Raw genomic sequence first — 17,888 nt, forward strand, 5'->3', positions numbered from 1 at the left:
TCGGCATCCCCGCCACCCTCGACGACGGCTCGCCGTTCCCGCACCGCGAACTCATCGTGCTCGTCACCGGCGTGGTGATCGTGGTGACGATGGGGCAGGCACTGATCCTGCCGAGCGTGGTGCGCTGGGCGCGCATCCCCTGCGACCGGTCCGTGGCGCACGAGGAGTGGCTCGCCGAGTCCGGCGCCCTCAACGAAGCCCTCGCCGCGCTGCCCGACCTGGCCGCCCGTCTGAACACCGCGCCCGCGGTCGCCGAAGCGGTACGGGTCGCGAGCCAGGCGCAGGCCGACGCGCTCGCGCTGCGCTGCCGGGCCGCGGACGCGGACGCCGTCGAACCCGAACCGCATCCGCAGCGGCTGACCGACGACGCGGCCGCGCTGCGCCTGGCCCTGGTCGCCGAACGCCGGGCCGTCGTCGTCCGGCTGCGCGACAGCGGCGCCATCGACGACACGGTGCTGCGCAGGCTCCAGGGGCATCTCGACGCCGAGGAGCTCCATCTGCTGCGGCACGTGCCGGTGGAGTGAGCGGGGCTCCGCTCAGGCCTCGTCGGACAGAGTGATGCGGCGCCCGCTGACCCGGTGCGGCGTCACCACGAACCACCGGTCACGGTCGCGGCCCGCCCACGGGGCCGTGCCGGGGAGGGCGTCGAGGGCCGCGCCCGTGTCGGCGTCGGCGACCGCGCGCGCCGTGCCCACGACGAGCACGCTCCACCCGGTGCTCGTCGCGTCGTCGATCCGGTCGACCTCGAAGGCGACCCGCTGCCCGCCGGCCGCGTTCGTGACCGAGCCGGGCCGGGTGCGGAACGCGAGGCCGCCGTCCGGTGTGACGCGGTAGTTCAGGGGGACCACCACCGGGCCGTCCGGCGCGGTGAAGGCGAGCCGGCCCACTCCGTGGGAGGCGAGCAGGGACCGGGCCTCGGACTCCGACAGCGGTACGAGCGCGGGCTCGCGCCGCTCCCGCGCCAGCCCCGGCGGTACGTCGGTGAGGGCGCCGGAGAGCTCCTCGGCCGTCGTCTCCAGAGCGGCCGCGAGCCGGGTGAGGAAACCCGGGGCGGGGGACGCCGGATGGGTCTCCAGATAGCGCAGATAGGACGGCGACGCCTCGGTGCGGCGCGCGAGATCGGGGAGGGAGAGGCCGAGGCGGGCCCGGTGGGCGGCGATCCGCCGGCCCAGGTCCGTGAGGCGCTCCAGATGCTCGGCGGCCGGCTCGGCCGGGGCGGCGTCCGGTGTGTCCGTCGCCTCCAGCGCGTCCAGGAACAGCGTCGCCGCCAGCAGGCCCGCGCTGTCCGCCGGCGTGATCCCGTAGCGCCGGACGGTCCCCTCCAGGACGGCGAACCGCTGCGTTCCCTCCTCGGTGCCGCGCCCGCCCGCCTCCAGGACGGACGCGGCGTCCCTGCGCAGCATGCGCACGGCGAGCGGCCCGCGGGACGCGGCCACCGCCGGGTCCTGGCGGCGGGCCATCAGGGCGAGCAGCGCGTCGAGCCGTGCCGTGTCCTCGTCGTGGCCGAGGGCGCGGGCCTCGTGCAGGGCGGGCAGCGCGAAGTCGGTGATCAGCGCGTACGTGCCGAGCCCCGACGCCGCTTCGGCCCGCGCGCACACCTCGCGCACGGTGTCCGCGCCACCGGCCCGCGCCGCCACCAGCGGCAGCAGCGCGCGCAGCGCCTGGGCGAGGCCGAGCAGGCCCTCCTCGTCCGTCAGCCGGGCCCCGGCCTCCTCCCGTACGGCCGCCAGCTGCGACGCCGACAGGCCGGGCGACGACGCGGCCGCGTGGAACGCGTCGTACAGGGGCGCGGCGGCCGCGGCCAGCGAGGCGCCGCGCGCGTCGGACGTGTGGTCGGCGAGGCCCGGTTTAGGGGTGAGCAGCACCTGAGCGGCCACGGCGGCGACGGCCCGCTCGGCGAGGTCACGGGCCCGCGCGTCCGGATTGCCGGGCAGCCGCGGCAGCGGGCGGTCGAGGAGGTCGGCGTCGCGGATCTCGGATGCGGTGGTCATGGTGCCTCCCAGGGGGCGGGCGGGGCGGTGTGCTGATGCTGTGATGCCCGTGGCCCACGACGGGATACGGGACCAAGGGCACCGGGCGGCGGGACGGAGGTCCCGGCGGCGCGGGCCGCAGGACCATCGCAGCGGTCGGCCGAGCACGACCACTGCCCCAGCCGTGATCCCCGACCCGCGCGGGCAGCGGCACGGGTGCGCTCGCCGCCGCCGTACGGGCCATGCCGGGCACCTGAGCGCGGGGACCCGGAGGGCAATGCCCGACCTCGCGCCCCACGGGGACCGCACCGTCGTCGTCCCCGTCCGCCCGGCGGGGTCGCTGCCCCGCGCGACCGTGCGGCCGGCGCCCCGAAGGCGGACACCTCTCTACGCCGATGTGCACCGCACGGCCCATGCGACGCCGGACGCAGACGAGACCGCCGACGGGGGCGCCTCGCCCTGGCGGCGACGTGGGACGGCTGCCCCCGCAGGACCGTCAACTACCGCTGCCGCGATCCGAGTTGAGCGCGATGGCCCGCCGACTCCTTCGACGGCCGGGCGGTCCCTACCGCGCCACCCGGCTCGCCGTCTTCGCGCGGCCCTGGACGGACTCCACCACCGAGACCCGGCCCTCGCTGCTCCTCACCGGCGCCCGCCCGCCCGAAGCACGCCGAACGGCTGGCCGCCGAGGCCGGGGCCCGACGTCGTGTGGTCGTACCGGGTCGCGGCTCCCTGCGGCCCTTGCCGTCGCGCGAGCTTGCGCCGACCTCGCGATGCCTATACGCCGATGACCTTGCCGCTCGACGAGACGTCGTAGACCAGCGTCACCGTGCGCCGGCCGCCGGGCGGCAGCGTGAGATCCCAGCGGGCGATCCCGTCGGCGTCGACGGTGTCCGGGGCGGGGGAGCACGCCTCCTTGCGCAGCCGGACCTCGACCTGCGCCACCTCGGAGACCGGCAGGCGCTCCCGCAGCGTGACGACGCGCTCGCCCGTCTCGTCCGGCGCGGAGAACCGGGACAGATGCAGCCGCACCGTGCGCGTGGTCACCGTGCGATGCGTGAGGCCCGACGTGTCGCGCGACTCGTCCGTCTCACGGAGCACCCGGTACGTGTCCGCGCTGCCGAACGCCAGCTCGCCCGGGGCGCCCGGCGCGGTGAAGGCGAGTGTGCCGCGGCCGGTGAAACCGCTGCCCCTGACCAGGTCCACCGGCCCGGCGAGCAGCGCGTGCCCGGCGGTGTTCGTGAACCGGACGACTTCCGTGACCAGCGGGGAGAGTTCGGGCGCACAGGAGAACTCGCTGCGCGTCGCGCACTCGGCGGTGGTCAGCGGGACGCGGTGGGCGCGGCCGTCGCCGGGCACGCGGACCGGCGCGGAGGCGTGCAGGACGCGCACCTCGCCGCCGTCGTCCACGCCCGGCAGGCCCACGACGGGCGTGGGACCCACGTCCGCGATGTCCTCCTCGCGCACCTCGACGTCGACGATCCGGCGCTCCTCGGCGCTGCGGTCGCGCAGGGTCAGCCGGTCCTCGACCAGGCGCGGCGGGCTCGTCGCACCCGCCGACCGGGCCGTGGAGAGCGTCAGGTCCACGTCGGACCAGTCCTCGCCGGTGCGCTGCCACACCACCGCGTCGGTGTGCAGGGTGAGCGCGCCGTCGGAGCCGAGCACGGCGCGGTAGGCGGGGCGCCAGACGGCGCAGGGCGTGACGTGGCTCAGGCGCAGTTCGGCCCGGCCCGCGGCGCGCGCCCGCAGCGTCAGCTCGATGTGGGCGGTCAGATGCGCGGGCTCGTGCTCGGAGAGGTCCAACGCGCGCCGTGCCTCGGTGAGTTCCTGGTCGAGTGCCGTCAACCGGGTCTGGGCACCGAGCAGTTCCTCCTCGGCCGTGTCGCGCTCGGCGTCCACCCGGTCCAGCTCGCGCGTCCAGCGCTCCGGTTCGACCTCGCCGAAACCGGCACCCTCGCCGATGTCCCGCAGCAGATCGGCGGCCAGGGTGCTGAGCGCGTCCAGGCGGGCGCGGAGCCGGTCGAGCCGCTGGTTCAGGCGGCGCTCCTCCTCTTCCAGGGCGTGGGCGCGGTGGCGCAGTGGTGAGTCCTCGTCGCCGGGCGGCCGCGGGGCGGGCGGCGTCCAGGCCCGCACCACCCGTACGTCGAGGACGGTGGCGTCGGGGCCGCCGGTGAACTCGGCGTGCAGCGTCCGGTCGACGGCGAGCGCGCCGACCGGACCGAGGAGCAGTCGCTGCACGCCGGACGTCACCTCGACGGCCGCCGTGCGCTCGATGTGGGCGCGGTCCTCAAGGCAGGTCACGGCCGTCACCGGAAGGGGCGTCAACTCGGGCGTGTGCTCGGTGAGGTCGGTTTCGGTTTCGCGTTCGGGCGGTGTCGTCATGGCGGTGTCAGCTCCTCCGGTTGCCGCCGGTGAGGGCCTTGGCGGCCGGGACGCGGATCTCGTACCCGCCGTCGAGGGCGGCCGTGCCGCCCGCGGGCAGCTCCACCCGCCACAGGCGGGTACCGGGGGCGTGCGGCTCGGGCCCCTCACCGCCGGCCTCGGGGCGGACCCAGTCGGCGCGCTCCTCGATCCGTACGTCCGCGTCCGAGGTCACCGGGACGCGCTCGCGCACCTCGACGGTGACCGGACGGGCGAGCCGGTTGGCCAGCTCCACGTGGACGCGGTGGTCGAGGACCGTGGTGCCGCCCCGCAACCCCGCCGTCGACTCGCGCAGTTCGGTGCGGCGCGCGGCGCGGACCGCCTCGGCGGGCCCGAGCCCCACCCGGCCGGTGCTCCCGGGGGCGAGGGTGGGCAGCGCCGTCGTCGGCAGGGGCTCGCCGTCGACCGTGATGTCCACGGGCCCGGCGAGCAGCGCCTGGTCCGTGGTGTTGGAGACGAGCAGCGTCGCGAACACGGTCGGGTCGACCGACGGCACGCAGACGTACTCGGTGCGCAGGGCCACCGGCAGCTCGGCGACCGTGACGGTGTGCCAGGCGCCGTCGGACGGGATGTCGGCGGGCGCCGACGCGTCGAAGCGGTGGTCGAACGAACCGGCCGACTCGCGCGGCCGCACCGCGTGCCCCGGCAGCGGCAGCGAGGCCACCGACTCCGCGCGACGCCGGTACTCGACGGCGACGGCGTCGGAGGCGGAGCCCGGCAGCAGGACACCGCGCCGCGCCCCCTGCCCCTCAGGGCCGGCCAACACCAGGTCGGCGTAGTCGAGTTCGGCGGAGCTCGGCCGCGGCGGCCCCGGCTCGGGCGGCGGGGGAGGCGTCGGCGCGGCGGACGGCGCGCTGTCCAGGGCGGCGAGACTCGCTCGGCCGGCCGCCCGGGGGCGGACGGCGGCCGGTGCCGCGGGCACGGCACCCGCGTAGCCGCCCTGCGGGGCGGCCGGTGGCGCGGGCGCGCCGGGCGGTGGCGGCGCGCTGCCCACCTCGAACGCCGCCGCCGCGACCGGCATCTTCGCGACCGCGGCGGCAGGTGGTGGCCCCGCCGCGTCGTACCCGCTGAACAGATCGGCGAGCCCCGCCGGGGGCTCGCGCCAGCCGGACGGTTCGGGCGCGGTCCTGCGGCGCCCGATGCGCAGCGAGCGGAGTCTCGGCACGCCGGTGGGCCGTCGCAGATCGGCCGTCGACAGGGCGAGACGCACACCGGTCCAGTCCTCGCCCGTGCGCTGGGCCACCGAGGCCCGCAGCACGAGCCGCGCGTCACCGTCTCCCTGACGCTGCGTCAGGCGGTAGGCGGGGGCCCAGACCGCGCCCGGCACCCGGTACTCCACCTCGACCGCCACCTCCGCGCCCGCGGCCCCGCCCTCCACGGTGAGGTCCGCGGCGGCGGTGGTGCGCACGGCGGAGGCCGCGGCGTCCGTGGACGCCCGCTCCAGACGGTCGGTCGCGAGGTCGAGTTCGTGCGCGACCCGGCGCAGCTCCTCGTCGAGCGAGGCGAGCCCCTCGTGCAGGGCCGCCAACCGCGCGTCGACGAAGCCCGCGAGGTCCAGCCACGCGTCGACCGGCGCGCGACGGTGCGCGGGCTCGTCGCGCTTGCGGGGCGGCGGCACGGGCCGCAGCGCCGCGACCTCCGCGACGCGACGGGCCTGCCGGTCCCGGCGCGCCCGCACCGCATCCTCCTCCTGCCGCCACCGCTCGACCGCCCGGTACAACGCGCCGCGGTCCTCCGGCGCCACCGGCTCCGCCTCGACGACCGGCCGGGCCTCGGCGACCCGCAGCCCCGGCGCGTCCAGCACCCGCGCATGCAGCGAGTCGGGCTCCAGCGACCGCGGCAGGCCGCTCACCCGTACCCGCCCGTCGGACGGCACGACACCACGCGCCACGCGCCGGCACACCGCGCCCCGCGCGTACACCACCACCGACGTGAGCTCCGACTCCCACGACCGCGCCACCGGGTCCGTCATCAGGCCGCCTCCCCCTGTACGCCTCGGTCCGCAGCGTAGTCGCGGACGGCGGCCGTAGGCTGCCCGGTATGGAAGATCGATCCGGCCTGCTCCGAGCAGTCGACGCGGCGTTCGCCGTCACCGGCGCGGACACCCCGCCCTGGCCCGATCCGCACGAGGGCCGTGAGGTGCGCGACGAGGAGTACTCGCGCTGCCTCGACCCGGCCAAGTACCGCATCCTCGCGGCGCGCGGGGACGCCTGGGCGAAGGTGCTGTGCGAACGCGGCCTCGCCGACCCGGAGCCGGTCCCAGACGCCGCGGCTTGCGCGTCGCTCTGGCACCGGCCCCCGGAGGTCGACGTCAGCAGCGCGGTCCTGCTGCGCCCCCGCCGACCGGACGCCGTCCCGCTCGTCCTCGCCCACGCCGCCATCGACGACGTCCCCCGCTCGCTCCTGGTCCTCGGCGCGGGCGACCCCGCCGTACCGCTGGAGACCGTCCCGGACTGCGGCTGCGACGCGTGCGACGACGGCTCCGCCGGAATCCTCGAGATCGTCGACGAGCACGTACTCGCCGTCGTGGAGGGGACGTTCGTGTACGTCGACGACGGCCGCGGCGGGCGCCTCCTGGCCACGGAGGACGACGGCCTGTCGGCGCGCGACTGGGACAGCGGCGCCCACCCGGTGGACAAGACCCTCGCCGAGGCGCGGGCGGGACGGTCGCCGCACTACGTCCTGACGGGCCCGGCCTGGGCCTGAGGCATCGTCCCCGCGGCTGTCGGGACGACGACACGGCGCCACCCCGCCACCCCGAACACCCCTATGCGGCAACGGAATTGACCAGGCTGCGGGTACACACCACGTTCGTGCATCTGCGGGTCACCCTCGCGGACGTGCGCTGGCGCGGGTCGGGCAGACGATGGTCCGCGCGTACGCGGCGCACTGACCGCCGCGCGAAAAGGGGGCCCGGGATCTCTCTTCCCGGGCGCCGCCCCCGGTCCGTAACATCCGCGGCGACCCCGGGAATTCGCGAACCGCCCCCGCAGGAGGCCCTCATGTCGCCCCGCCCGTCCGTCCTGGCCGCCCTCACCTCCGGGTTGCGCGGCGGTTCGATCGAGGTCGTCGACCTCACGTCGCCGCTCTCCTCGGCCACGCCCGTCATCCAACTCCCGCCGGAATTCGGCCAGACCGCGTCCTTCGAGCTGGACGAGATCAGCCGGTACGACGACCGGGGGCCCGCCTGGTACTGGAACAACTTCCGCAGCGGCGAGCACACGGGGACGCACTTCGACGCGCCGAACCACTGGGTCACCGGCAAGGGGCTCGGTGACGTCGCCTCCGTGCCCGTACGGCAGTTGGTCGCTCCCGCGGTCGTCATCGACTTCTCGGCCGAGGCCGCCGCCGACCCGGATTTCCTCGTCGAGATCGCACACGTGAAGCGGTGGGAGCAGGCCAACGGGCCGCTGCCGGACGGGGGTTGGCTGCTGGTGCGGACCGGGTGGGACGCGCGCTCGCACGCGCAGGAGCCGTTCGTCAACGCCGACGAGAACGGGCCGCACACCCCCGGCCTGTCGCCCGAGTGCGCGCGGTGGGTGGCGCAGGAGACGCCCGTGATCGGGCTCGGCGTGGAGACGGTCGGCACGGACGCGGGCGCCGCGCACTCCTTCGACCCGGCGTTCCCCTGTCACTCGTACCTGATGGGCAGCGGCAAGTACGGGCTCACCCAGTTGCAGAACCTCGGGCGGCTGCCGGCGACCGGCGCTGTCGTCATCGCGGGACCGCTGCCCATCGTCACCGGGTCGGGGGCGCCCGCGCGGATCCTGGCCCTGGTGGAGCGGGCATGAAGGTCGCGGAGGCGGTCGGGCGGGCCCTGGCCGCGTCCGGCGTCGGGCAGGTCTTCGGTGTCGTCGGCTCCGGCAACTTCCATGTGACGAACGCCCTGGTGGCGGCGGGCAGCCGGTTCGTCGCCGCACGCCACGAGGGCGGGGCCGCCACCATGGCCGACGCGTACGCCCGGATGAGCGGGACGGTCTCCGCGCTGAGCGTGCACCAGGGATGCGGCCTGACGAACGCGCTGACCGGCATCGCCGAAGCGGCCAAGAGCCGTACGCCGCTGCTCGTCCTCGCGGCCGAGGCGACGTCGCCCGCGTCCAACTTCGCTGTCGACCAGGACGCGTTGGCACGCGCCGTCGGCGCGGTCCCGCTGCGCGTCACGTCGGCCGCGGAGGCGGTCGAGCAGGCCTGCGCCGCCGTCCGCCGCGCCCTGCACGAACGCCGCACCGTGCTCCTGAACCTGCCCCTGGACGTGCAGGCCGAGGACGTCCCCGACGGCGTGCTCGACCACGTGGCGCCGCCCGCGCCCCGGGCCGCCGTGACACCCGGCCCCGACGAGGTCGCGGCACTGACCGCACTGCTCGAAGCGGCCCGGCGGCCCGTCTTCGTCGCGGGCCGCGGCGCCCGGACCCCCGGCGCCCGCGATGCGCTCGCCGCCCTCGCCGCACGCCACGGCGCCCTGCTCGCGACCTCGGCCGTCGCCCGCGGCCTGTTCACCGGGGACCCCTGGTCGCTCGACGTCTCCGGGGGCTTCTCCTCACCCCTGACCGCCGACCTCATCCGGGGCGCCGACCTCGTCGTCGGCTGGGGCTGCGCCCTGACCATGTGGACGACGCGGCACGGCCGCCTGATCGGCGAGGACGCGCGTGTCGTCCAGGTCGACGACGAGCCGGCGGCGCTCGGCGCCCACCGCCCCCTGGACCTCGGCGTCACCGGCGACGTCGAACTCACCGCGCGCCGTGCCCTCGAGGCGGCGGGCGAGGGCCGCACGACCGGCTACCGCACCGCCGCCGTCGAGACGGACCTCGCCGCACGAGGGCGCTGGCGCGATGTCCCGTACGACGACGAGAGCACCCGCGAACGCATCGACCCGCGGACCCTGAACATCGCCCTCGACGACCTGCTGCCCACCGAGCGGGTCATCGGCGTCGACTCCGGGAACTTCATGGGCCACCCGACCATGTACCTGTCGGTGCCGGACCACGAAGGGCTCTGCTTCACGCAGGCGTTCCAGTCGATCGGGCTCGGTCTCGCCACGGCGATCGGCGCGGCCCTCGCCCGGCCCGACCGGCTGCCCGTAGCCGCGCTCGGGGACGGCGGCGCCCTGATGAGCGCCGCCGAACTCGACACCGTCCGCCGCCTCGCCCTGCCGATGGTGGTCGTCGTCCACAACGACGACGCCTACGGGGCGGAGGTCCACCACTTCGGCCCCGACGGACACGCCCTCGACACCGTCGAGTTCCCGCCCACGGACATCGCCGCCGTCGCCCGCGGCAACGGCTTCGACGCCGTGACCGTGCGAACTCCGCAGGATCTCAAGGCCGTCGAGGACTGGCTCGCCGGCCCGCGCACGCGGCCCCTGCTCATCGACGCCAAGGTCGTCCGCGACCGCGGGGCCTGGTGGCTGGAGGAGGCGTTCCGCGGACACTGAGAACCGTGTCAGGCGCGGGCCAGGACCACCGCCGCGTTGTGCCCGCCGAAGCCGAACGACGTGCTCAGCGCGACGGCGGACGGGTGCTCCCGCGCCGCCCCCGCGACCACGTCGATCCCGAACTCGGGGTCGACCTCGCGCAGCCCGGCGACGGGCGGCACCACGTCGTCGCGCAGCGCGAGGACCGTCAGCGCGGCCTCGATCGCCCCGGCCGCGCCCAGAGTGTGCCCCAGCGAGCCCTTCGCGGAGGTGACGGGCGGCCGGTGCGGGAGGACCCGGGCGAGCAGCGTCGCCTCCGTCGCGTCGCCGCGCGGGGTCGAGGTGCCGTGCGCGTTGACGTGGTCGACGTCGCCCGGCGCGATCCCGGCGTCGGCGAGGGCGGCACGCACCGCCCGCTCGCCCTGGCGGCCCTCGGGGTGCGGCGCCACCAGGTGGTGCGCGTCCGTACTGGCGCCGTAACCGACGAAGTGCGCGAGGCGCGGCGCGGAACGGGCCTGTGCGTGCGCGGCCCGCTCCAGGACGAGGGCACCCGCGCCCTCCGCGATGACGAAGCCGTCGCGGTCCACGTCGAAGGGGCGCGACCCCTGGTCGGACAGCGCGCCGAGCTGGCTGAAACCGGACGTGACGACCGGTGTGACGGCCGCGTCCGCGCCGCAGACCACGGCGATGTCGCAGGCACCGGAGGCGATCAGCCGCCGGGCCGCACCGAGCGCGTCGGCACCGGCGGCGCAGGCCGTGGTGAGGGACAGGGACGGCCCGGTGACGCCCAGGTGGAGGGTGAGCGCGGCCGCCGTCATGTTGGGCAGGAAGCCGGTGAGGAAGTACGGGGAGACGCTGGTCGCACCGCCGTGCGTGAACCGCTCGGTGGCCGTGTCCAGGGCCTGGACCCCGCCGATGCTGGTGCCGACGACCACCGCGACGCGGGAGGCGTCCCAGTCGGCGGGGGAGAGCTTGGCCCGGTCGAGGGCCTCGCCCACCGCGGTCAGCGCGAGGCGGGCGACCGGTTCGAGACGGGCGGCGCCGCGCAGGCCCGGGGGCAGGTCCCGCACGGCGTCGACCCGGCAGCTCAAGGACACCGGAAGACCGGCGAGTTCCGGATCGCGCCGGGCGGTGGGACGGCCAGCGCGGACGGCCTCCCAGGTGGTGGTCGCGTCCCGGCCCGCCGCGGTGACCAGGCCGAGACCGGTCACCGTCACGGCACCGTCACGCGTCACCGGGCCCGCCGCGCGTCGACGTGGACGGCGAACTCGGCGAGGGTCAGCTCGCGCAGCTCGTCCTCGGAGACGGTGACACCCAGCTCCTCCTTCAGCGTGACGGCCATCTCCACGACCATCAGCGAGTCGATGAGCAGTTCGGTCATCCGGGCGTCGGGCCTGACGGCCGCCGGGTCCACGTCGAAGTTGTCGACAAGGAGACCGGTGAGGAGTTCTGTGGCGGCGGGTGCGGTGGTCGATACGGGAGGTGTCGCGGAGGTACTCATGGCGCCTTTCCGAACAAGAGATGCGGGGACCACTTCAGACAGACCACCTGATTGGCACTTTTAGCCTTGCGGGCGGAGGTTTTCAGCCCAAAGTGGGACCTTGTGACCGAAGAAGACTGGAGCGACGCCGTCGACAGCGTCCTGGGCCGGCTGGCCGAGGGCTACTTCCGCGTCGAGGTGTCCGGGATCGAGCACATCCCCGCGACCGGCCCCGCGCTGCTCGTGTCCAACCACTCGGGAGCCTGGGGCCTCGACGGTCTCGTCCTCCACAAGCTGCTGCGACAGCGACTGCCGCGCCCCGTCCACTTCTATCTCTCGCCGCTCTTCCACCGGGTCCCGGCGCTCGCCGCGTACGCCCGGCGGTACGACGCCTTCTCCGACGACCCCACACTGGGCCACGACCGCCTCGCACGGGGCGCGCTCGTCGGCGTCTTCCCCGAAGGCACCGACGGCGTCGGCAAGAACTTCTCGCAGCGCTACCGGCTGCGGCCCTTCAGCCCCGGGTTCGCCGCGACCGCCGTGCTGACCGGGGCGCCGGTCGTCCCCGTGTCCATCGTCGGCGCCGAGGAGACGTATCCGAAGTTCGGCGACATCAAGGCGCTGGCCCGCCGGTTCGACCTGCCGTACTTCCCCGTCACGCCCCTGCTGCCGCTCCCGGCGAAATGGCTCATCAGGGTCGGCGAGCCGATCCCCGCGCCCGCCGCCCCGGCGACCTTCGCCCGCCGCGCCGCGGTGACCCGACGGCTCTGCGACGAGGTGTGGTTCACCGTTCAGGGCATGGTCGACCGCGACCGGCGCCGCCGTACGACCCCGTTCTGGTAGCGCCCGGGCCCCGTGCGGCGGCCTCAATGGGCCAGCCACTCGGCGGCCTTTCGGGCGTCGGCGGCGGCCCGGGTGCAGCGTTCGGCGTGGGCGAGGAGGGTCATCCGGCACTGCTCCCCGAAGGCGTCGTGGTTCCAGCCGGGCTGCCGCGCGCACTCGGCGAGGCGCCGCGCGTGCTCCTGAAGACCGCGGGCGCTCGCGGACACGAGCGCGGCGTAGTGCGCGGCACCGCGCCCGGCGGCGGGACCGTCCGCCGTGCCGGGCTGCTCGGGCCCGGCGTCCTGGGCGCGGGGCGCCGACTCCGTCTCGGCCAGGGCGATGCCGAGCGACGCGGGCGGCAGGGTGTGGGGGAGCGCGTCGGGGTCGAGGCGCGTCCCGCGGAGGGCCGGTTCGGCGCGGAGGGTGAGGGCCCGGACGAGTTCGGCGGCGGCGCACACGGCGAGTTCGGCGGCGGCGCACGGCTCGGGCGCCGCGCACAGGGACGCCGACGGGTCCTCGGCGACGCCCCCGTCCCCGTATCCGTCCTCGTCGCCCTGGATCCCGTCACTCTCGTCCAGGTCGCGCAGCCAGGACGTCGCGCGCAGGATGTCCGTGCCCGCCTCCACGGTCAGATCGCGCCACCGGAACGGCGCCGTGACCTCGTGCACCGTGGCCGCCAGCGGCGGATAGCGGCGCAGCGCCTCGGCGACCGTCAGCTCGACGCGGTCGGCTCCCGGCAGCGGCGGCCTGACCGTCAGGAGCGCCAGAGCCTGCGGCGCCGTCTCCGTGAGCGCGCGGGTGACGACCTCCAGGGCGTGCTCGACGGCTTCGTCGTCCCCGAGGGCAGGCGCGGCGTCCGCGTCGTGGACGTACGCGTCGAGCCGGCGGCGCAACGCCGCCGCGCGGTCGGCGTGTTCGTCGGGCTCGGTGGAGCGCAGCGTCGCGTCGAGGATGTCGCCGATCAGCGTGTCGTCGGCCGCGGCGTCACCGAGGACGAGGCGCCGGGCGAACCGTTGGGCGACCGCGCACCAGTCCTCACGGGTGACGACGCCGTCGGCCTGCCGCGCGGCGAGCAGTTCACCGGCCTCCTCGGCGGCGACGGAGCGCACGCGCGGACGCAGAGTGCGCAGCGCGACGTCCGGGGCGGCGTGCGGGGTCAGGGCCGAGCGGCGCCATTCGTCGCTGAGGGCGGTGACCCGGCCCCGCGCCCCCGCCTCCTGCGCCCGCGCGACGAGCGCGGCCGCGTCGTCGACGCTGAACGGCATCAGGAAGGTGCCGAACGCCGTGCGCAGCCGCACCGGCTGCCCCGACGCGCCGCGCCGCATCTGCGCGAGCGCCTGCCGCGTCAACTCCCGCCGCGTGAACGGCTTGAGGCCGAGGGCGCGGGCCGGCGCGTCGATCCAGGGCAGCCGCTGGGCCGCGAAGGCCGCACTGACCAGGGCGTTCTCCAGAGGCCATGCCGTGCTGGGCCGACGGGGAGCGGTGGTGGCGGTGCTGGTGTCACTGACGTCCATCGACGGTCTCCGTCACTTGTCGAGCAGTTGGTAGGGCTGGTTGGAGACGATCTCGCCCTCGTAGGCGGCGAGCAGCGCGTTGACCTGGCCCCGATGAGGGACGGAGTCGCCGCTCAGCGTGCCCGCGTACGCCTGCGGGGCGTGCGAGAGCGGGTAGTCGTACCGCTCGTCCAGCCAGGTCAGTTCGAGCCAGCCGTCCGGGACGTCGCGCGCGGCGGCGGGCCCCCGTCCGTCGAGCCCGGGGATCACGTCGTGCTTGTTGACGAGGCTCACGATCCGGACCGCCGGATCCAGCGGCCGTTTGTTGTCGATCGGGGAACCGACGGTCACCACATGCGTGAGCCGGTACGTCGTCACCACGTCCAGGTCGCACGCGAGGTTCATGGCGGTGATGCCGCCGAGGCTGTGCCCGACGACCAACAGCTCGGAACCGGCCGGGACGCCGGCCCGCCGCAGCAGGTTCTTCACCGCGCGCGTGTACGTCGTGTCGGTGCGCAGCACGCCGTCGAACGCGCCGACGAGGTCCTGCGGCGTGCTGTTCGTGACCCGTCCGAAGCTGGTGCCGGGCAGCAGCAGGACGTGCCGGGTGGCGCCGTCCGCGCAGTGGACGCGGCGCAGCAGGGCGAGCCCGTGGTTGCCGAGCGCGGAGATGTCGTCGAGGTAGCTGACGATGTCGTTGGACGAGCGGGTCAGGACCCGGGCGAGCGTCGCGTCGGGCGGGACCCGTTCGGCCCGTCCGGGACCCGGGTTGAAGTGCCGGATGAGCCCGGCGGGCAGCCCGAAGAACGGGTCGGACGTCGGCACCCCGCCGCCCAGCGTCACCCACGCGAAGCTGTCGTTGGTCGGGTTCTCGTCGAGCAGGCCGTTCAGCGCGAGCAGCTCCATGATCACGGGGCTGACGGTGGTCAGCGTGCGGGTCACGCCCATGAGGTCGACCAGTTCGCGGGCGGTGCGCAGCGCCTCGACCCGGCGGCCCGCGACGACGGCGGCCGTGAGCCGGCGGGCCAGCGGCTCCGCCAGGTTCGGGTGGTCGCGGGTCGCCGCCTCGATGCGCAGCGCGAACGCGTCGACCGCCATCGCCACGCAGGCGGGCCTGCGGCGCACCATCGCGCCCAGCGACCGGAACGTCTCGCCGACGACGCCGCCGTTCGCGGCGAGACCGAGACCCGCGGGGTTGGTCAGCGCGCGGGCGGCGGAGAGCGCGGTGGCGAGCCCCCATCCGGGGCGGCGCAACGCTTCGAGGCCCACCCGCCAGCTGGACGCGGCCGCGGTCAGTTCGGCTCCGGTCCTGCGGGCGGCGAGCGCGGCGTCGGCGAGCAGCACCGACGCCGCGATCATCAACTCGGCCTCGGTCCGTTCCGCGGCCGGGGCCCCGGTTCCGGCATCCGCCTCGACTGTGACTGTCCGGTCCGTCATCCGGCCACCTCGTCCTGTACGCGCTCACGTGCTCGGCCTGGCCCGCCCCAGAGCCATACAACGTGCACGGCAGAGCCCCGGCAGGCCCGCGACGGCCACTCGGGTGACTCACGCACGGTGAGGACGGCGGGCCGTGTACCGGGCGAAACGGCGCCGAACCGCTCCCCGGCCCCAACTGCCGGTACTGGGCGGGAAGTTCACACAGGCGGCCCGACGCGCTCCCCGGCGGCGACGACAGTGAACGTGCCCTGCCGGACCTACGCCGCCGCCACCGAGACCTGCTCATCGAGCGCCGCCCGCAACCAGTCGTGCGCGGACCCGGGCGTCGGCTCCGGCGGCCCGCCCGCGGGCGTCGTCAGCTCGGCGACCAGCTCCCAGTACCCGTCGAGCCGCGGGTCCACCGCGAGCTGCCCGGCGAGCCCGCGCCGGAAGTCCGGGCTGTCGCGCACTCCGACCACCCGCGCGTACGTCTCCACGAAACAGTCAAGTGCCCCTCCCGCACGCGGAGTTCGGCCGAGCCGCAGATCCTCGTACGCCAGCTCGTAGGCCTCGGCGAGACCGGCGTACAGGAGCGCCGACTCACGGGCGCCGGCCTCGCGGTGCGCGGCGGGCTGGCTCGGGGCGGCGTCCGTGCACGGGCGGGTCACCAGCGCGTAGAGCCGCGCGAAGGCGAGCACCTGGGCCGGCGTCGGATCGTCCGGCGGCTGCGGCACCGCCACCTCCAGGAACGCCGCCCGCGCCGCCGCCGGCATCCGCGGCGGCAGCCAGCCGCGCCAGAACCCGGCCACCGGCGCCGTGCTCGGCGGTGCCCCCACCGCCCCGACGAGCCGCAACCGGTCGGCGCGCTCCTGCGGCGGACACTCCTGTACGAGGTGGAGGGCGGCCTCCTGCCAGCGCAGCGCGCGCAGCTGTGTCCCGAGGGTGCGCAACTGCCCGGCGACGGCGTCCTCCAGGACGGCCTGTGCCCCGGACCGCTCCTCGACGACCCGGCCGACCTCCGCGACCGGCAGGCCGAGTTCGCGCAAGGAGCGGATCAGGCGCAGGCGTTCCAGGGCGGCGGGACCGTAGCGCCGATGGCCGCCGGCGCTGCGCGCCTGTTCCGGCAGCAGACCCCGGTCCGAGTAGAAACGCACGGTCTTGACGGTCGTGCCCGCGTGCTCGGCGAGCTCCCCGATGCTCCACAGGCCGTCCGGCGGCAGCGTCACTTGAACCTCCCTCTGGGGGAGTTCCTAACCTACCGGCCGACGCATCGAGACCCCTTGGGGCCTCTTGAGAGGAGCGGGCATGACCGTGTTCATTCTGGTGCCGGGTGTGTTCACCGGCGCAGCCGTGTGGGACGCGACGGCCGGGGAGCTCGCGGCCGCCGGGGCGAAGGTCCACGTCGTGGACCCGGCGAGCGGGAGCGGGGTGGACCTGGAGACGCACATCGGCCAGGTCGTCGAGGCGATCGACGCCGCCGGCTCCGCGGCCGACCGGGACGTCGTGCTGGTCGGCCACGACTACGGGGCGCACCCGGTGCTCGGCGCAGCGGACCGCAGGGCGCCGCGCATCGCCCGCATCGTCTACGTCGACTCCGCCCTGCCGCGCGACGGCGACCCCGCCCTCGCGGGCGTCCCCGACCAGGAACTGCGCGAACGGCTCACGGCCGAGGGGCCGGACGGCGCCGATCTGCCGGTGCCCGCGACAGCGGGGGAGTGGCAGCGGTGGGGCAGTACGGCCGGTGTCCCCGACGCCGCCCGGGACCGGCTGACCGCGCTCGGCTCGCCGCAACCGCTCGGCACCCTGCTCCAGCCGCTGCGGCTGACGGGCGCGGCGGCCGAGATCCCGAGCACGGGGGTGCTCTGCGCGGAGAACGGCAGCACTCTCGCCATGGTCCGTATCGTCGTGAGCCTCGGCGACCCCGCCCTCCAGGTACTGACCCGACCCGGGGTGACCTTCTTCGAACTGCCCACCGGACACTGGCCGATGCTCTCCTGCCCGGCACAACTCGCCGACGTCCTGCTGCGCGCGGCGGCCGGGGAGGGTGAGCGGCTGACGCCGCCCGAGAGCGAGGAGGAGCCCCAACTTCCCGCCTACCAGCGGCCGTTCCTGCTCGACGTCCCCGACGTCCCGCGCGAGCGCACCGGAAACGTGGACCTCTACCTCCCTGAAGACACAGACGCCGAAGGCCCGCGGCCCGCGATCGTCTTCGTGCACGGCGGCCCCGTCCCCGAGGGCGTCACCCCCACCCCGCGCGACTGGGAGACCCTCCGGGGGTACGGGCGCTACGCGGCCGGTCACGGTGTGGTGGGCGCGACCCTCGACCACCGCCTCCACGACGTGACCGACTATCCGCGGTCCGCCGCGGACGTGGCCGAGGCGGTGGAGCGGATCCGCGCCGACCCGCGCGTCGACGCGGACCGCGTCGCGCTGTGGTTCCTGTCGGGCGGCGGGCTGCTGACCGCGGAGTGGATCAGCGCCCGGCCCGGCTGGCTGTGCTGTCTCGCCGCCTGCTACCCGATCATGGCGCCGATGCCCAACTGGGGCCTGCCGCCGGGCCGGTTCCGCCCGGTGGAGGCGGTGGCCGGGGCCGGTCCGGACGCCCCGCCCTTCGTCCTGCTGCGCGCGGGCCTCGAAGCGCCCGCGATCGCGGCGACGGTCGCCGGGTTCGTGACGGCGGCCGAATCCGCGGGCGCCCCGGTCGAGATCATCGACGTACCGAACGGCCACCACGGTTTCGAGGGCCTGGACCCCACCGAGGAGACGCGGCGGGCCGTGCGCTCCGCGGTGGCGCGGGTCCTCGACCGGCTCGGGGCACGGCCCGCCTGATCCGGGGCGCGGATTGCGCAGAACCGCCCCCGTGCCCGTCCTCGTCC

13 protein-coding genes and 1 pseudogene are annotated in these 17,888 nt (G+C 75.8%); 6 read left to right on the forward strand and 8 right to left on the reverse strand.

Annotated elements, in window-relative coordinates:
• Positions 1-524: pseudogene (locus AB0L37_RS20045) on the forward strand (Na+/H+ antiporter); the annotation flags it as partial.
• A gap of 12 nt (positions 525-536) precedes the next feature.
• Here AB0L37_RS20045 and AB0L37_RS20050 read toward each other — a convergent pair.
• From AB0L37_RS20050 to AB0L37_RS20060, 3 genes are all read right to left on the reverse strand, one after another.
• A complete protein-coding gene (locus tag AB0L37_RS20050) occupies positions 537-1,991 on the reverse strand; it encodes a pyridoxamine 5'-phosphate oxidase family protein (protein WP_365506833.1) in 1,455 nt (484 codons plus the stop codon).
• Between the two features lie 756 nt (positions 1,992-2,747).
• Positions 2,748-4,352, reverse strand: a complete 1,605-nt coding sequence (locus AB0L37_RS20055; RefSeq protein WP_365506836.1) for a mucoidy inhibitor MuiA family protein — start codon at positions 4,350-4,352, stop codon at positions 2,748-2,750.
• 7 nt (positions 4,353-4,359) lie between these two features.
• Positions 4,360-6,363, reverse strand: a complete 2,004-nt coding sequence (locus AB0L37_RS20060; protein WP_365506839.1) for a DUF4139 domain-containing protein — start codon at positions 6,361-6,363, stop codon at positions 4,360-4,362.
• A 68-nt stretch (positions 6,364-6,431) separates the two neighbouring features.
• On the opposite strand from AB0L37_RS20060, the gene AB0L37_RS20065 reads away from it, so the two are divergent.
• The 3 genes from AB0L37_RS20065 to AB0L37_RS20075 all read left to right on the forward strand — a co-directional run bounded on the left by AB0L37_RS20065 (position 6,432) and on the right by AB0L37_RS20075 (position 9,822).
• Positions 6,432-7,097, forward strand: a complete 666-nt coding sequence (locus AB0L37_RS20065) for a DUF6226 family protein (RefSeq protein ID WP_365506842.1) — start codon at positions 6,432-6,434, stop codon at positions 7,095-7,097.
• Between the two features lie 296 nt (positions 7,098-7,393).
• Positions 7,394-8,182: a cyclase family protein gene (locus AB0L37_RS20070; RefSeq protein WP_365506844.1), complete on the forward strand. Its 789-nt coding sequence runs from the start codon at positions 7,394-7,396 to the stop codon at positions 8,180-8,182.
• Complete coding sequence (locus tag AB0L37_RS20075) at positions 8,179-9,822, forward strand: thiamine pyrophosphate-binding protein (RefSeq protein ID WP_365506847.1); 1,644 nt, start codon at positions 8,179-8,181, stop codon at positions 9,820-9,822. Before AB0L37_RS20070 ends, AB0L37_RS20075 begins: the two co-directional genes overlap by 4 nt.
• Before the next feature lie 8 nt (positions 9,823-9,830).
• On the opposite strand, the gene AB0L37_RS20080 is transcribed toward AB0L37_RS20075, so the two are convergent.
• Together AB0L37_RS20080 and AB0L37_RS20085 are read right to left on the reverse strand one after the other, a co-directional pair.
• Positions 9,831-11,036: a beta-ketoacyl-[acyl-carrier-protein] synthase family protein gene (locus tag AB0L37_RS20080; RefSeq protein ID WP_365506850.1), complete on the reverse strand. Its 1,206-nt coding sequence runs from the start codon at positions 11,034-11,036 to the stop codon at positions 9,831-9,833.
• Positions 11,033-11,302 carry a phosphopantetheine-binding protein gene (locus AB0L37_RS20085; protein ID WP_365506853.1) on the reverse strand — a complete coding sequence of 90 codons (270 nt, stop codon included), beginning with the start codon at positions 11,300-11,302 and terminating at the stop codon, positions 11,033-11,035. The genes AB0L37_RS20080 and AB0L37_RS20085 overlap by 4 nt, the downstream gene beginning before the upstream one ends.
• Before the next feature lie 102 nt (positions 11,303-11,404).
• On the opposite strand from AB0L37_RS20085, the gene AB0L37_RS20090 reads away from it, so the two are divergent.
• Positions 11,405-12,124 carry a 1-acyl-sn-glycerol-3-phosphate acyltransferase gene (locus tag AB0L37_RS20090; RefSeq protein WP_365506856.1) on the forward strand — a complete coding sequence of 240 codons (720 nt, stop codon included), beginning with the start codon at positions 11,405-11,407 and terminating at the stop codon, positions 12,122-12,124.
• 23 nt (positions 12,125-12,147) lie between these two features.
• Here the strand turns inward: AB0L37_RS20090 and AB0L37_RS20095 are convergent, their stop codons facing one another.
• From AB0L37_RS20095 to AB0L37_RS20105, 3 genes are all read right to left on the reverse strand, one after another.
• The gene (locus tag AB0L37_RS20095) at positions 12,148-13,617 is read right to left on the reverse strand and encodes a hypothetical protein (RefSeq protein WP_365506859.1); all 1,470 of its coding nucleotides are present in this window, start codon (positions 13,615-13,617) and stop codon (positions 12,148-12,150) included.
• A 12-nt stretch (positions 13,618-13,629) separates the two neighbouring features.
• Positions 13,630-15,033 carry a lipase family protein gene (locus AB0L37_RS20100; protein WP_365506862.1) on the reverse strand — a complete coding sequence of 468 codons (1,404 nt, stop codon included), beginning with the start codon at positions 15,031-15,033 and terminating at the stop codon, positions 13,630-13,632.
• A 257-nt stretch (positions 15,034-15,290) separates the two neighbouring features.
• A complete protein-coding gene (locus AB0L37_RS20105; RefSeq protein ID WP_365506865.1) occupies positions 15,291-16,238 on the reverse strand; it encodes a MerR family transcriptional regulator in 948 nt (315 codons plus the stop codon).
• A 79-nt stretch (positions 16,239-16,317) separates the two neighbouring features.
• Here AB0L37_RS20105 and AB0L37_RS20110 point away from each other — a divergent pair, with 79 nt between their 5' ends.
• Positions 16,318-17,841, forward strand: coding sequence for an alpha/beta fold hydrolase (locus tag AB0L37_RS20110; RefSeq protein ID WP_365506868.1), 1,524 nt, complete (start codon positions 16,318-16,320; stop codon positions 17,839-17,841).
• Positions 17,842-17,888 lie beyond the last annotated feature (47 nt).

Source organism: Streptomyces sp. NPDC052225 (assembly GCF_040679615.1).
Taxonomy (GTDB): domain Bacteria; phylum Actinomycetota; class Actinomycetes; order Streptomycetales; family Streptomycetaceae; genus Streptomyces.